At 75.1% G+C, this 14,187-nt stretch carries 13 protein-coding genes and 1 pseudogene; 8 read left to right on the forward strand and 6 right to left on the reverse strand.

All coding sequences use genetic code 11. The features are described from left to right. Nucleotides 1–203 precede the first annotated feature (203 nt). Together BJP40_RS14700 and BJP40_RS14705 are read right to left on the reverse strand one after the other, a co-directional pair. Nucleotides 204–839 (reverse strand): annotated as a pseudogene (locus BJP40_RS14700) (DedA family protein); the annotation flags it as partial. A gap of 287 nt (nt 840–1,126) precedes the next feature. After that, nucleotides 1,127–1,579 carry a DUF4442 domain-containing protein gene (locus BJP40_RS14705; protein WP_071280745.1) on the reverse strand — a complete coding sequence of 151 codons (453 nt, stop codon included), beginning with the start codon at nt 1,577–1,579 and terminating at the stop codon, nt 1,127–1,129. A 104-nt stretch (nt 1,580–1,683) separates the two neighbouring features. Between BJP40_RS14705 and BJP40_RS14710 the strand changes: the two genes are divergently transcribed. Continuing rightward, nucleotides 1,684–2,730, forward strand: a complete 1,047-nt coding sequence (locus tag BJP40_RS14710) for a hypothetical protein (protein ID WP_071280746.1) — start codon at nt 1,684–1,686, stop codon at nt 2,728–2,730. A 167-nt stretch (nt 2,731–2,897) separates the two neighbouring features. Next, a complete protein-coding gene (locus BJP40_RS14715) occupies nt 2,898–4,178 on the forward strand; it encodes an MFS transporter (protein ID WP_071280747.1) in 1,281 nt (426 codons plus the stop codon). On the opposite strand, the gene BJP40_RS14720 is transcribed toward BJP40_RS14715, so the two are convergent. Beyond that, the gene (locus BJP40_RS14720) at nt 4,140–4,985 is read right to left on the reverse strand and encodes a spermidine synthase (protein WP_071280748.1); all 846 of its coding nucleotides are present in this window, start codon (nt 4,983–4,985) and stop codon (nt 4,140–4,142) included. The two genes, BJP40_RS14715 and BJP40_RS14720, sit on opposite strands and share 39 nt — an antisense overlap. A 529-nt stretch (nt 4,986–5,514) precedes the next feature. Here BJP40_RS14720 and BJP40_RS14725 point away from each other — a divergent pair. The 5 genes from BJP40_RS14725 (at nt 5,515) to lnt (ending at nt 10,154) form a co-directional block, all read left to right on the forward strand. Next, nucleotides 5,515–6,318 carry a TVP38/TMEM64 family protein gene (locus BJP40_RS14725; RefSeq protein WP_079171177.1) on the forward strand — a complete coding sequence of 268 codons (804 nt, stop codon included), beginning with the start codon at nt 5,515–5,517 and terminating at the stop codon, nt 6,316–6,318. 104 nt (nt 6,319–6,422) lie between these two features. Continuing rightward, a complete protein-coding gene (locus tag BJP40_RS14730; RefSeq protein ID WP_071272627.1) occupies nt 6,423–7,298 on the forward strand; it encodes an undecaprenyl-diphosphate phosphatase in 876 nt (291 codons plus the stop codon). A gap of 238 nt (nt 7,299–7,536) precedes the next feature. After that, a complete protein-coding gene (locus BJP40_RS14735) occupies nt 7,537–7,752 on the forward strand; it encodes a hypothetical protein (RefSeq protein ID WP_071272624.1) in 216 nt (71 codons plus the stop codon). A 42-nt stretch (nt 7,753–7,794) separates the two neighbouring features. Beyond that, a complete protein-coding gene (locus BJP40_RS14740; protein WP_175500045.1) occupies nt 7,795–8,259 on the forward strand; it encodes a nuclear transport factor 2 family protein in 465 nt (154 codons plus the stop codon). Nucleotides 8,260–8,297: 38 nt separating this feature from the next. Further along, on the forward strand, nt 8,298–10,154 hold the full coding sequence (lnt, locus tag BJP40_RS31810; RefSeq protein ID WP_079171193.1) for an apolipoprotein N-acyltransferase: 1,857 nt from the start codon (nt 8,298–8,300) through the stop codon (nt 10,152–10,154). On the opposite strand, the gene BJP40_RS14755 is transcribed toward lnt, so the two are convergent. Both BJP40_RS14755 and BJP40_RS14765 read right to left on the reverse strand, forming a co-directional pair. Continuing rightward, nucleotides 10,075–10,986 (reverse strand): Gfo/Idh/MocA family protein, encoded by a 912-nt coding sequence (locus BJP40_RS14755; protein ID WP_071280749.1) that lies wholly within the window; start codon nt 10,984–10,986, stop codon nt 10,075–10,077. The genes lnt and BJP40_RS14755 overlap by 80 nt on opposite strands. Nucleotides 10,987–11,927: 941 nt before the next feature. Further along, on the reverse strand, nt 11,928–12,365 hold the full coding sequence (locus BJP40_RS14765) for a tetratricopeptide repeat protein (protein ID WP_071272643.1): 438 nt from the start codon (nt 12,363–12,365) through the stop codon (nt 11,928–11,930). A gap of 384 nt (nt 12,366–12,749) precedes the next feature. On the opposite strand from BJP40_RS14765, the gene BJP40_RS14770 reads away from it, so the two are divergent. Next, nucleotides 12,750–13,268, forward strand: a complete 519-nt coding sequence (locus BJP40_RS14770; RefSeq protein ID WP_071280797.1) for a hypothetical protein — start codon at nt 12,750–12,752, stop codon at nt 13,266–13,268. 274 nt (nt 13,269–13,542) lie between these two features. Here the strand turns inward: BJP40_RS14770 and lepB are convergent, their stop codons facing one another. Next, nucleotides 13,543–14,151, reverse strand: a complete 609-nt coding sequence (gene lepB / locus BJP40_RS14775) for a signal peptidase I (protein ID WP_226962784.1) — start codon at nt 14,149–14,151, stop codon at nt 13,543–13,545. Nucleotides 14,152–14,187 lie beyond the last annotated feature (36 nt).

The raw sequence follows: 14,187 nt of genomic DNA on the forward strand, positions 1-14,187 counted from the left end.
GGGCCCGGTGCCGTGGGGCCGGTGCGGCGCGTTCAGTCGGTGCCGACGGCCGCCGGTACGCGCCCCCCGCCGTCCGAGGGGTTGCCCTCCGCGGCAGCGCGCTCGCCGGTCGACCGGACGCCCTCCGCGGCGCTGCCGGACGGCGCCCCGGCCTCGGCGGTGGCCCCGCTGCCCGAGCGCGCGCCGGCCGCGGGGGCCGGTGCCGTCGCGGCGTGCTGCGCCTCCGTCGTGGCCGCGGCGGCCTTCTTGGCCCGGTGCTTGAGGACCAGCAGTGACGTGAGCCCGACCGCCACCGCCAGTACGAGGCCCAGCCAGGAGAACCGCTTGAGCCATGCCTCGGCGACGACGCCGACGGAGTAGACGACGGCCGTCGTGCCGCCCGCCCACAGGATGCCGCCGAAGACGTTGGCGAGGAGGAACTTCCAGTACGGCATGCGGAGCACGCCGGCCAGCGGGCCCGCGAAGATCCGCAGCAGGGCGACGAAGCGGCCGAAGAAGACGGCCCACACGCCCCACTTCTCGAAGGACCGCTCGGCCATCGCGATGTTGGCCTCGCCGAAGTGCTTGGGGAACCTGGTGCCCAGCCGGGCGAGCAGTGGCCGCCCGCCCTTGCGACCGATGGCGTAGCCGATCGAGTCGCCGATGATCGCCCCCGCCGTCGCGCAGGCGCCGAGCACGTACGGGTCGATGTCGCCGTGCTGGGAGGCCAGGAGGGCGGAGCTGACGAGGACGATCTCACCGGGCAGGGGGATGCCCAGGCTCTCCAGTCCGATCACCGCGCCCACCAGGACGTAGATGGTGAGCGGGGGGACGGTCTCCAGCCACTCCTGGACGTGCAAGGCCGGTTCCTCCGTCTGTCTGCCTGCGGGATGAGGTGGTGATCGCTGATGCGGTCGTCCGGTGCGAGCCGCGCCTGCCGTGCGGGCGGGTCCGCTGCGGGCCGCCGCCCGGCTTTCGACGGCGCCCCGGCGCGTACCGGGCCGTGACCACCGGGGAAGACGGGCGGAGCACCGCCGGGGTTGCCCCGTACGGGAAAGATACCGGCCCCCGTCACCGGCCGGGGGGCGGTGACGGGGGCCGAAGGGCCGGTCGGGGTCCGCGGCGGTCGGCAGCGGAGGCCGGGGCGTCAGGCGTTCGGGCGCAGGGTCCAGGTGATGACCATCTCGCCCGTCACGGCCCCGTCCTCCCGGGTGATCGCGATGTGCACGGGGAACTCGGGGCGCTGCCCGGCGTCCAGTTCGGCGAGGACCTCGTCCCGGGTGCGGCCCAGGGTGGCGGTAGCGGTGACGACGCCCATCGCGAGCTTCTTGTAGGCGATCTCGGCCTTGACGGCGAGTGGCACGGCCCGCCCCATCTGGTCGCCGAACGCGCCGATGACGATGGCGCCGCTCGCGGACTCGCCGAGGGTGAACATGGCGCCGGCGTGCGGGCCCCCGACGTGGTTGTGGAAGTCCTTCTGGTCGGGCAGGCGCAGCACCGCGCGGTCGGCGGTGGCCTCGACGACGTCCAGGTTCAGGGTCTTGGCCATGGGAACGGTGGCCAGCAGCATCTCGCCGATGTTCGGCAGCGTCTCGGACATGGGCCGAAGTTACCAGGCGGTAGCATCCGTGCATAACCCTGCTCCGTGCCGCTGCCCGGGGGCGGCCGTGGCACGCGTCACCCCTCCCTCTATGGTTACTGGCCATGTGGCCAGGACAGCAGCCGCCCGGGGGCGAGCAGAACCCGCAGGACCAGAACGCGCCGAACCCCTACCAGCAGCAGGGGTACCAGCAGCCGAACCCGTACCAGCAGCACCCGGGGTACCAGCAGCCCGGCTACCCGCAACAGGCGGGCTACGGCCAGCCGAACCCGTACCAGCAGCCCACCGCCCCGCAGTACGCCGTGCCCGGCCAGCCGCCCGCGGCCGCGCCGCCGGCCTCCGGCAGCCGCAGGACCACGGTGGTCGTCGCGACCGCGTCCGCCCTGGCCGTCCTGACCACCGCCGGGGTGACCGGGTACGTGGTGCTCGGCGACGACGGCAAGGAGCCGGTCGCCAAGCCCGGCGCGAAGCCCGCGGCGAGCGTCTCCGCTCCGGCCGACCCGACCCCCTCCGCCGTCGACAACCCGCGCGCGGGCGACGGGGCGGCGCAGCCGACCATCCCCGGGTGGAAGGTCGTCTACAACCCCAAGTACGGCACGCTGTTCGACGTGCCGGGCGACTGGGAGGTCAGCGGCTCCGGCAACATGCACATCGTGACGGACGAGAAGGAAGGCGGCGCCGCCGCCTTCAACGTCATGTCGGCACCGGCGTACTACAAGAGCGAGTGGTGCTCCTACGACGCCGAGAAGGACGGCACCGCCGACACGTGGGGGCTCGCCTCGACCGGCACCAAGGGCGGCCAGGGCGCCAAGGACACCGGCAACGCCGCGCTGAACGAGGCCGGCACGTGGGCCTGGTCCCAGGCGCAGGACGAGCCCAAGGAGAAGGTCAAGCTCGGCAAGCCCGCCCCGTACACCACCACGTCCGGCCTGACGGGCCACGTGGCCACGGCGAAGACCGAGAACACCAAGCACGAGCACAAGTGCGACACGGAGACCAAGGCCATCGCGTTCTCCTTCAAGAACGCGAAGGGCGACTTCTCCACCTGGTGCCTCTACGGACCGACGGGCGTCAAGGACGAGCTCCCGGAGGCCACGATCCAGAAGATCCTGAGCACCGTGCGGCTCGCGGACGAGCAGCCGAAGCAGTAGGCGCCGCGCCCGCGGGCCCCGGGTGGACGGCCGGCGAGAGGCCCGAAGCGGCACCGGGCCCACGGGAGACCACCGGGTGCGCCACCGGCGAGCGAGTCCCGCGGGATCCCGCCGCCTGACAGGTATTCCGTTTGGCGGCGGGCCCCCGCACGGGCGATAGTCCGCGTGTGAGAAAGCCCGCCGCCCAGCGCAACTACCTGCTGCTGACCGCCTCCGCGGTCGTCACCAACCTCGGCACGCACGGAGCCCTCATCGCGGCGGCGTTCGCGGTGCTGGAGACCGGCGGCGACGCCGGGGACGTCGGGCTCGTGGCCGCCGCGCGCTTCCTGCCGCTGGTCCTCTTCCTCCTCATCGGCGGCGCCGTCGCCGACCGGCTGCCGCGGCACCGGGTCATGGTCGCGGCCAACACCCTGAACTGCGTGTCGCAGGCGGTCTTCGCGGCCCTCGTACTGTCCGGCACCGCCGAGCTGTGGCACATGATGGTGCTGACCGCGCTGTGCGGCACCGGACAGGCGTTCTTCAGCCCCGCGGCCGAGGGCATGCTGATGTCCAGCGTCACCGGGGAGCACGCGGCCCGGGCGTTCGCACTGTTCCGGATGGCGATGAACGGCGCCACCATCGGGGGCGCCGCGCTGGGCGGCGCCCTGATCGCCGCCTTCGGACCCGGCTGGGTCCTCGCCGTCGACGCGGCCGCCTTCGCCGTGGCGGGAGCCCTGCGCGCCTTCCTCGACGTGAGCCACATCCCCGAGCGGACGCCCGGCGGCGGTCTGCTGGCGGACCTCCGGGAGGGCTGGCACGAGGTCGCGAGCCGTCCCTGGCTGTGGTCCATCGTGGCCCAGTTCTCCGTCGTCGTGGCCGTCGTCGGCGCCGCCGAGTCCGTGTACGGGCCTCTCGTCGCCCGCGACGCCCTGGGCGGGGCGCGGCCGTGGGGCATCGCCCTGGCCGCCTTCGGCGCGGGCACCATCGGCGGTGCGCTGCTGATGCTGCGCTGGAAACCGCGGCGGATGCTGCTCGTCGGCACGCTGTGCGTGTTCCCTCTGGCGCTGCCGTCGGCGGCGCTGGCCGTGCCCCTCCAGCTGCCCGGCCTGATGGCGGCGATGTTCGTGTGCGGAGTGACCCTGGAGGTGTTCGGCGTGGCCTGGATGACCGCGCTGCACCAGGAGATACCCGAGGAGAAGATGTCCCGGGTCACCGCGTACGACTGGTTCGGCTCCACCGCCATGCTGCCGCTGTCGACCGCGCTGGCCGGCCCCGCGGAGGAGCTCTTCGGGCGCCCGCAGGCGCTGTGGGGCTGCGTGGCGCTGATCGTGCTGGTGACCGCGCTGGTCCTGCTCGTCCCCGACGTGCGGAACCTGACGCGGCGGACGAAGGAGGTCGCGGCGGGCGTCGGGGCGCCGGCCGGGGCCGTGTCAGCCGATGCCGAAGGCGCCGCCGGGCGGGACCGGTGACGCCACGGCGTCCGCGTCCCTGACCACGGGTGCATCGCCCATGAGGCGGGCCAGCGGCTCGCCCTCCTCCACGCGCGCGGGGAACGGGTCCCCGGCGGCCCGCCGCGCGAGCCGCGCGGTGTCCTGGGGGGTGTGGGACGCCAGCAGCACGACGTTTCCGAAGCGGCGGCCGCGCAGGACCGCGGGCTCGGCGATCAGCGCCAGCTCGGCGAAGACGGCTCCGAAGGTGGCCAGTTGCGAGCGGAGGAACGGGAAGGGCGCGCCGTCCGCGAGGTTCGCGGCGTAGCAGCCGCCCGGCCGCAGCACCCGCCCCACGACGTGCGCGTACTCCACGGACGTGAGGTGTGCCGGCACGCGGGAGCCGCCGAAGACGTCCCCGACGACGAGGTCCGCGGAGCGGGCGGGAGCGGCCTCCAGCCAGGCCCGGGCGTCCGCGGCGTGCACGGTGATGCCCGCGTCGGCGGGCACGGGCAGGTGCTCGGCGACCAGGTCGAGGAGGCCCCGGTCCGCTTCCACCACGTCCTGCCGGGACCCCGGTCGGGTCGCCGCCGCGTAACGCGGCAGGGTGAGCGCACCGCCCCCGAGGTGGAGCAGGTCCACGGGGGCGCCCTCCGGTGCGGCGCAGTCGACGACGTGGGCGAGCCGGCGGGCGTACTCGAACTCCAGGTGGGTCGGATCGGCGAGGTCGACGTACGACTGCGGGGCACCGTCCACGGTCAGCAGCCAGGCCCCCTCCCGGTCGATGTCCGGCATGAGCTTGGCGGTGCCGCCGTCGACGGCGCGGAGGACGGGGAGGGGCTCGTTCACATGGTCATTGTCCCGCCCCCTGCGCGCCCCCACGGCACCTCCCCCTGCCTGGGGCGGGCCCGTACGTCCACCGGCCGGCCGCGTGGGCGGGCCGGAGCTCCGGCGGCACGCGAAGGACCGGCTTCCGCGTCCGCCCGCTCCGGCCGGGGCGGCGCACCCACCCGCCGGCGGCAGCGGTCCAGGCGGGCGGAGCCACGCAGTCCGCACGCCCTGGACCGCGCGCCACCACCGCGGCGGCAGGCCAGGGGCCGCGCACCAGTGCCGGTGCGCAAGAACCGCGCAGCCTCGCCGCCGGCCCGCCGGTCCGGCCACCCGTCCGTCCGTCCGCTCGTCCGCACGAGGGCGTGCACCGGGTGGGCCGCCGGGACAGTGCACCCGCCACCTGATCCGCGAGCCCGGGGCCGCGCATCCGCTCGGCGGGGCACCGGGAGCTGCGGCGGGTGCCGGCATCGGGACCGGTCGCCGTGGGCGAGACGGGGCGCGACGTCCGTCACGGCGATCAACGGGCCCCTTCGGTTACGCTCCCCGAATGCTCCAGACCGTCACCCCGCGCCCGCCGGCCGGCCCGGCCCTGCGCTGCGCCCGGGTGCTCCTGTCGCCCCGAGCCCGGCTCGCCCTGCTCGTCCTCCTGCTGGCCGGAGGCGCGGCGGCGGTCCTGACGTACGAGCCGCAGCGCCTCCTCTCGGACGGCGGCTGGCCGCCGCAGACGGGCGGCGCCGGGGCCGCGGTGCTGTTCGGCGTGGCGTACGGCCTGTGCACGTCGGCCTTCGTGCCGCGGCCGGTGCTCAACCTGGCGGCGGGTGCCCTCTTCGGCGCCCACGCGGGGCTGGCGGCCGCCGTCGGCGGCACGGTCCTCGGGGCGGGCATCGCCTTCGCGCTCGGCCGGGTGCTCGGCCAGGACGGGCTGCGGCCTCTGCTGCGCGGCCGGTTCCTGGAACTCGCGGACGGGCAGCTCAGCCGGCACGGCTTCCGGTCGACACTGGCGATCCGGTTGTTCCCCGGCGTGCCCTTCGCCGCGGCCAACTACTGCGCGGCGGTCTCCCGGATGGGGTACGCGCCGTTCCTGGCCGGCACGGGGCTCGGCTGCGTGCCCAACACGGCGGCGTACGTGATCGCGGGCAGCCAGGCGGGCTCTCCGTCGTCCCCGGCCTTCCTGATCTCCGCCGCGTTCATCGTGGCGAGCGTGGTCGGGGGCGCGGTGGTGGCCTGGCGCAAGCGCCACCGGCTCGCGCCGAAGGGCCCCGTGCAGAGCGCGGCTGGCGTGGCCGTGCCGGTCCGCCTGCCGGTTCCGGCGCAGGTCAGGGCGATGGCGCCGGAGGGCGAGCCGGCGTGACACGGCTGCCCGACACCGGATGATCACCGTCCGTTCACTCTCGGGCGATACGCTGCACCGCATCCTTTGACCGCACACGTACATATCGGGACGGCTCTGGCCCCATGAATTGGTTCGAATCGCTCATCCTCGGACTCGTCCAAGGGCTGACGGAGTTCCTCCCGATCTCCTCCAGCGCCCACCTGCGTCTCACGGCCGCCTTCGCGGGCTGGCAGGACCCGGGCGCCGCGTTCACGGCGGTCACGCAGATCGGTACGGAGGCCGCCGTCCTGATCTACTTCCGCAAGGACATCGGCCGGATCCTGTCCGCCTGGTTCCGGTCCCTCACGGACAAGTCGATGCGTGGCGACCAGGACGCCCGGCTGGGCTGGCTGGTGATCGTCGGCTCCGTCCCCATCGGTGTGCTGGGCGTGACGCTCAAGGACCAGATCGAAGGGCCCTTCCGCGACCTGCGGCTCACGGCGACCATGCTGATCGTGCTCGGTGTCGTCCTCGGCGTGGCCGACCGGCTGGCGGCCCGAGCGCAGGAGGGGGGCCGGCACCGCGCCGCCGTGCCGCGCAAGACACTGGCCGACCTGGGCGTCAAGGACGGCCTGGTGTTCGGCCTGTGCCAGGCGATGGCGCTCGTCCCGGGGGTCTCCCGGTCCGGCGCGACGATCAGCGGCGGCCTGTTCATGAACTACACGCGCGAGTCCGCCGCCCGGTACTCCTTCCTGCTCGCCATCCCCGCCGTCATGGCGTCCGGGGTCTACGAACTGAAGGCCGTGAGCGAGAGCCACGTGCCCTGGGGGCCGACGATCTTCGCGACGGTCATCGCCTTCGGAGTGGGGTACGCGGTCATCGCCTGGTTCATGAAATTCATCACCACCAAGAGCTTCATGCCGTTCGTGGTCTACCGGATAGGGCTCGGGCTGGTACTGCTGGCGCTGATCTGGCTGGGCGTCCTCAGCCCGACCGCGGGGCAGGCCGCGGCGCACTGACGGGTCGCACACCCCCGCACGTGCGGTGACCGGCGGCCGACGGGCCGGGGCTCGGCGACCCGCGCGGGAGAGCGTGCCGCACCGGCGCGGGAGCGCAGAGCGCGGCGCCGGAGGTGATCCGTCCGCGCCGCGCCGTCCCTCCGGCACGCCGCGGCACGTTCCCGCGCGGTCGGTCCTCCACGGCCCTCTGCGGGCACCACGGGCTGCGGTCCGCCCGCGCAGGGCGCACCCTGGAGGCATGGCCTGGCACGCGCCCGTCGTCGTCCACCGGCCGACCGCCGGGGGCGGGCGGCGGGTCACCGTGCGCGGGCAGATCGTGGGCCTGGCCCGCAACGACGGGGATCTCGTGGAGTTCCTGCGCCGCACGGGTCTCGACGACGCCGACATCGACCTGGACGACCCGCACCTCGTCGAGTGGCGGGGCGGTCGCGCGCATCAGTGGGAAGCGGCCTGACCGGTCCTGGCGTGTCGGACGGGGCGGACGGACACTGGTGCGATGACACAGCGCGTGGACCTGGCGACCGTGATGGACCGGCTGGCCATCGATGAGTTGATCACCGGCTACGCCCTGGCCGTGGACGATGCCGACTGGACGGCCTACGGGAGGCTGTTCACCCCGGACGCGCACGTCGACTACCGGGGGGCCGGCGGGATCGCGGGCCCCGTGGGCGAGGTGGCCTCCTGGCTGGCGCAGTCGCTGCGGCGCTCTCCCGTGCGCCAGCACCTCATCCTCAACCGTCTGGTGCGGTTGGAGGACCGCGACGGTTTCCCGGGGGACCGGGCCGAGGCGCGTGCGGAGTACCTGAACCCGGTGCCGCTGGGGGGCTTCCTCGGCGGCGGCCGGTACCGGTTCGGGCTGCGGCGCACCGAGGACGGCTGGCGCCTGCACGAGGTCGAGGTCCGCGAGCGGTGGCGCCGTGCGCCCGGCGCGCCGGTGCCGGACGCACCAGCACCGGGCTGACCGCCTCCGCCACACTGGACGGCGAGGAGGCGACACGCATGCGGGTGCGGGCCGGTCGGATCACGTCGTCGCGCCGGTGGCGCGGCGCACTGGCCGTGCCCGCGGGGGCGGTGCCTGCCCTGGCCTTCCCCGAACCGTCCCTGTGGTGGCTGGCCTACGTGGGGCTGGTGCCGTGGATGCTGCTGCTGCGCTCCGCGCCGGACGGGCGGCGTGCGGCTCTCGACGGCTGGCTCGGCGGGCTCGGTTTCATGCTGGCCGTCCACCACTGGCTGCTGCCGCACCTGCACGTCTTCACGTTCGTGGTGGCGGCGCTGCTGGGTCTGCTGTGGGCACCGTGGGGGTGGCTGGTGCACCGGTTCCTGCGGGGCGTGCCCGACGGGGGGCGTGCGGTGGCGGCGGTGGTCGTGGTGCCGTCGGCGTGGCTGCTGGTCGAGCTGGTCAGGTCGTGGGAGGGACTCGGCGGTCCGTGGGGGCTCCTGGGGGCGAGCCAGTGGCAGGTCCCGGCTGCGTTGAGGATGGCCTCCGTGGGCGGGGTGTGGCTGGTGACGCTGCTCGTGGTGGCCGTCAACACGGCGGTCACCCTCCTGGTGGCCGCGGTGGCCGCGGCTCCCGCCGGCCGCGGGGCGCAGACCCCGCCCCGGACGGCCGGGGCAGTGGCCGTCCCGGACGCGTCGCGTGAGGCGCGGGGCGCGGGGCCGGACGGCAGCGGAGTCCGGCCGGGGGCGTCGCCGGCGGCCGCCCCCGTGGCGGAACCCGCCGTGGCGCCTGCCACTCCCCCGGACCGGCCGGGGCCGCCGGTCTTCCGCCCGAACGAAGCGCCCCTCGCCGGCCCGGGGGCCGGTCCCGTCGGCCGGGGCGGTTCCCGTGTGCGGCCGGCCGTCGCGGCGGCCGCTGCGCTGGCCGTCTGCGCGGTGACCGTGGTGGCGGTGTGGGTCCGGTACGAGGAGCCGGTGGCGAGCGGGCGGCTGCGGGTCGCGGTGGTGCAGCCGGGGGTGTTCGACGGTCCGGACGGTGCCGAGCGGCGGTTCGCGCGCGGTGAGGAGCTGACGCGGTCCCTGGCGGGGCGGGACGTGGACCTGGTGGTGTGGGGCGAGAGCAGCGTGGGCGCCGACCTGGCGGCGCGGCCCGACCTCTCCGGCCGGCTGGCCGTCCTGTCCCGGGAGGTGGGCGCGGAGGTGCTGGTCAACGTCGACGCGCGACGGTCGGACCTGCCGGGCATCTACAAGAGCAGCGTCCTGGTGGGCGCGGCGGGCCCGACCGGCGACCGGTACGACAAGATGCGGCTCGTGCCGTTCGGCGAGTACGTGCCGGCGCGGTCGCTGCTGGGCTGGGCCACGTCGGTGGGCCGGGCCGCGGAGGAGGACCGCAGGCGCGGCGAGCGTCCGGTCGTGATGTCCCTCGGCCCGGACGCGCCCGGGGACGTGCGGGTGGGGCCGCTGGTCTGCTTCGAGACGGCGTTCCCCGACATGAGCCGCCGGCTCGTCCGGGACGGTGCGGACGTGCTGGTGGCCCAGTCGGCGACGTCGACGTTCCAGGGCACCTGGGCGCCGGAGCAGCACGCGTCTCTCGGGGCGCTGCGGGCGGCGGAGACCGGGCGGCCGATGGTGCACGCGACGCTCACCGGGGTCAGTGCGGTGTACGGGCCGGACGGGACGCGGATCGGCGAGCCGCTCGGTACGGAGCGCAGCACCGCCGCCGTGTACGAGGTGCCGCTCACTCGGACAGGCACGCCGTACGTGCGGTTCGGGGACTGGCCGGTGACGGCGGCGGCCGCCGTGCTGGCGCTCGCGGCGGGCACGGCGGCGGTGCGGGAGCTCAGGCGCCGCTCTGGTCCTGGGCGTCCCGCACGACCCGCTCGCACAGCTCGTGGGTCAGCAGGGCGTCGCGGGCGCTGAGCGTCCTGCCCGCCCGTACGGCGTCCAGGAACGCCAGGACGGCCTGCTCGATGCCGCGCTGCCGCGCCACCGGCACCCAGTCGCCGCGCCGCCGCACGGTGGGCTGGCCCTTGTGGTCCACGACCTCCGCGAGGTTCAGCACCTGGCGCTTGGTGTCCCGGCCGGACACCTCCAGGATCTCCTCCGAGGAACCGCTCATCCGGTTCATGACGCCGAGTGCGGTGAAGCCGTCGCCGGACAGCTGCAGCACGACGTGGTGCATCAGGCCGTCCCGCATCCGGGCGCGGACCGTGGTGTGCTCGACGGGTCCGGGGAGCAGGAAGCGCAGGGTGTCGACGACGTGGATGAAGTCGTCGAGGACGAGCGTGCGGGGGTCCTCGGGGAGGCCCACGCGGTTCTTCTGCATCAGGATCAGGTCGCGCGGGTGGTCGGCGCACTGGGCGTAGGCGGGGGCGTAGCGCCGGTTGAACCCGACGGCCAGGCTGGTGCCCCGGCGTTCGGCGAGGTCCACGAGGCGCCGTGAGTCGGCGAGTTCGTAGGCGAGGGGCTTGTCGACGTACGTCGGGACGCCCGCGTCGAGCAGCCGGGTGACGATCCCGGGGTGCACGTCGGTCGGTGCGTGGACGAACGCGGCGTCGAGCGGCCCCGCGGCCAGCAACCCGTCCAGGTCGGTGTGGCGGCGGTCGGCGGGCACGTGGTGGGCGTCGGCCACCCGTGCCAGCGTCGCGGGCGTGCGGGTCTGCAGGTGCAGTTCCACGTCGGGGCGGGTGGTGAGGACCGGCAGGTAGGCCTTCTGCGCGATGTCGCCGAGGCCGATGCAGGCCACCTTCACGGGTCTCTCCTCTCGCCGGGCTCCGTGCAGCATACGGGGGTGCCCGGCTGCGGTGATCGGCTGGTGCCGGGCTGCGGTGGTCCGCTGTCGCGGCCCCGGAATCCGCTGTGCCGGTCGCATGGGCCGGCCTGCTCGCGACCACGGCGGTGTCCCTCCGACGGGCCGTCCCGGGGGCGTGGCCACGGCGGGGCGTTCACCCTGCGGCGGGGCCACGTCCGCATGAGCGAGGAGTACGCGCGCCGCAACCGCCCTACCGACCTGCTGCGGCAACGGGTCGACGGGGCAACCGGCGAGAGGCGCGGTCACCCGTGCGTGCCGTAACCGACGGTAGCGGGGTGCGGGGCGGACGCCCGACCCGCACAGTGGCGACGTGCGAGGAACAGGGAGGGTACCCGCCCGCGTCCGGGTGGGTGTGGTGCTGGCGGTGACGGTGGCGGCCGTGTCGGGGTGCGTGGCGGTGCCGGCGCACCGGCCGGGCCCCGCCCACGTCCCTGCGGCGGCCGAGGATCCCGTACGGGGTGCGTGGGAGGCGGGGCCTGCGGTGTCCGAGGCGCCGCCCCGCGAGGCCCTGGAGAGCACGGGCCCGCCCGCGCCCGGGGAGGAGCCGGTCGGGGTGGCGCGGCGCCCCCGTGCGGGCGCCGCGGGAACACCTGCGGAACCCGTCCGGCGGCGGGCCGGTGCCCGGTCCCAGGAGCGTCGGGCGCGGCCGGCGGCGCCGCGCCCGACGGGGAGGTCGGCAACCGGGGCCCCGCAGCGCGCCGGCAGCCGCCTGACCCCCGCCGTACCGCGCATCCCGGCGGTCCCGCGGCCGCCCGTGGGTCCACCGGCTCCGGTGGCCGTGCCGGACGTGTGCGCGCTGTCGGAGGAGCACGGGGCCTGGGGGCGCGGCAGCCAGGGCGCGCGGGCCTGCCGCCAGGCGGCGCGACGCTGACGCGGTCGTGTCAGATCCCGCGCAGATGACGCTCCAGGCGGGCGATGGCGGCGCGGACGCCGTCGCCGTACCCGTCGTCGCCGAGGGCCGCCGCGGAGGCACGGGCGCGGTCCAGGTGGTCGCGGGCGTCGTCGGGCCGGCCGAGCTTCACGTAGTCGGCGGCGAGGTTGACGTGCAGCGACGGGTACAGCGCCCGCAGGGCGGCCACGCGGTCCCGTCGGCCGGGCCGCTCGTCGTCCAGGGTGCGCGCCGCCGTCAAGGCCCGCAGGTCCCAGGCGAGTTCGGAGCCGGGGTCGTCCTGTGCGTCGGCCATGTAGTGGGCGAGGGTGCACAGGTGCAGCGGGTCACCGTCCTGCGCGATCCGCGCCCACAGCGCGTGGAAGCGGTTGCGGGCCTCCTCCCGGTCGCCCGCGTGGAGGAGCATCGTGGCCTGCCCGATGCTGGTCATGACGGCGTCGTCGGACGCGCTCTGCCGCTGCTCCGCCACGTGGCCTCCCTGCTCGCCGGTCCTGCGACGACGCTAGCCGCCACCGGGATGCGCCGTCACGCACCGCGGCCCGTCAGTCCCGCAGGGTCGCCGAACGCCGCCACACCGCCGTCGGCAGGGTAGTCGGCCGGCCGAGGTCGGCTGTGCTTGAACCCCGGAATGCTCACGCCCGGTCGCCGTCTGCCCTGTGGTGTGGGCCGGGCCGGGAGCGCCGTGCCGGTACCGGGCGTCGGCGGCCGGCCCCAGTGAGGGGTGCCTGAGGGTTGCTGCTAGAACTGGGCCGTACCCGCCCCGGATGACCACGTGTCCGGGGACCGTGTTTCCAGCATCTTCCCGGAGCTCGCCTTGACCCTGCGGATCGGCATCACCGGCCGGGCGTCCCTGCTCCTGACGACCATGCTCACGGCCTCGACACTCACCGCATGCACACCGCTGGACCTCGCCCGGTACTGCGAGGGGACCGCCTCTCGGGTACGGGAGACAGCGGCCCTTGACATCCTCGACTCCCGGCCCGCAGGAGCTTCCGTCGCTCAGGGCTTCGAGGAGGTCGACGCCGGGTGCTGGGCGGACAGCGGCGACATCGTGGTGTACGCCGATCGTTGGTACGCCTTTCCCGGCACGCGGTCCGAGGTGACCGCGCACTACCGGTCGGCGGCGCTGCGGGACGGATGGGGGCCGGCTTCGGAGGCGCCGTCCACCGACCTGTGCTTCGTCAAGGGAACCATGAGCCTGTGGATCGTGTTCGCCACCGCAGAACGCCTCGCGGAGGACGGCCTCGGGCACCGCCCGGACCTCACCACCGGAGCCGGTTACTCGATCGGCGTCGATTCGTACGAGCACAGCGGTGGCGCAACGGGCTGCTGACCCCTTCGTCGCTGCGATCGCTGCCCTGGTCGTATCGAGACGGCACCCGACAACCCCACTGGGGTGTTCTGGACCGCTGGTCCCTTACGTGCTGTCGTTCCCGCCCGGCCCTGGTCACCCAAGGGTGCCTAGGCCGGACGGGCAGACGGTGCCCCACCAGACCGTGTGGACGTTCCGGGCCGAGGTGCACCGGACCGCCGGTGACTTCCTCCGCCGCCTCGCGGTCGTCCGTACCGGATGCCGTCCGGCCGGTGAGACGGGCCGGACGGTGCTCCTAGGTCGGCGTTCCCCCGGGAAGCAGGGGCCCGCCCGCAAGCGTCGTGCGTCGCCGTCCGAGCAGCCACCCCGCGAGTACGCAGCCACCGCCCGCCAGGGCGAGGAGCGTTCCGGCCGGCAGGGCCGCGCCCAGCAGCAGGGGCGCGGTGGGCGGGGCGAGGGCCCGTGCTTGTACCGCCGTCTCCGCCACCGTGCCGTGATGGCCGTCGTCCAGGAAGAAGCGCGCGTCCCGGGAGTTCCCGCGGTGGTCCCCGAGCAGGAACAGCCGGCCGTCGGGAACCGTCACGTCGAACGTGACGCCGCCCGCGGCGGGGGCCGCGTCCTTCACGTACGGCTCCCCCAGGGGCCCGCCGTTCAGGGTCAGCGTGCCGCCCTCGCGGCACGCCACCCGGTCACCGCCGACGGCGACGACGCGCTGGAGCACCAGCTGTCCCCGGTACCGGTCGGGTACGGAGAAGAGGACCACGTCACCGCGCCTCAGGTCCCGGGCCTCGGTCCGCTCGGCGACGATCCGGTCACCCGGGAGGTAGGTGGGCTCCATCGCGGACGAGGGGAGGTCCGCCACCATGTAGCCGCGCAGGACCACCAGGGACGCGATGAGTGTCATGACGCCCAGCGGCGCCAGCACCCAGCCCGCTGCCCG

The organism is Streptomyces sp. CC53 (assembly GCF_001865245.1).
Taxonomy (GTDB): Bacteria; Actinomycetota; Actinomycetes; order Streptomycetales; family Streptomycetaceae; genus Streptomyces.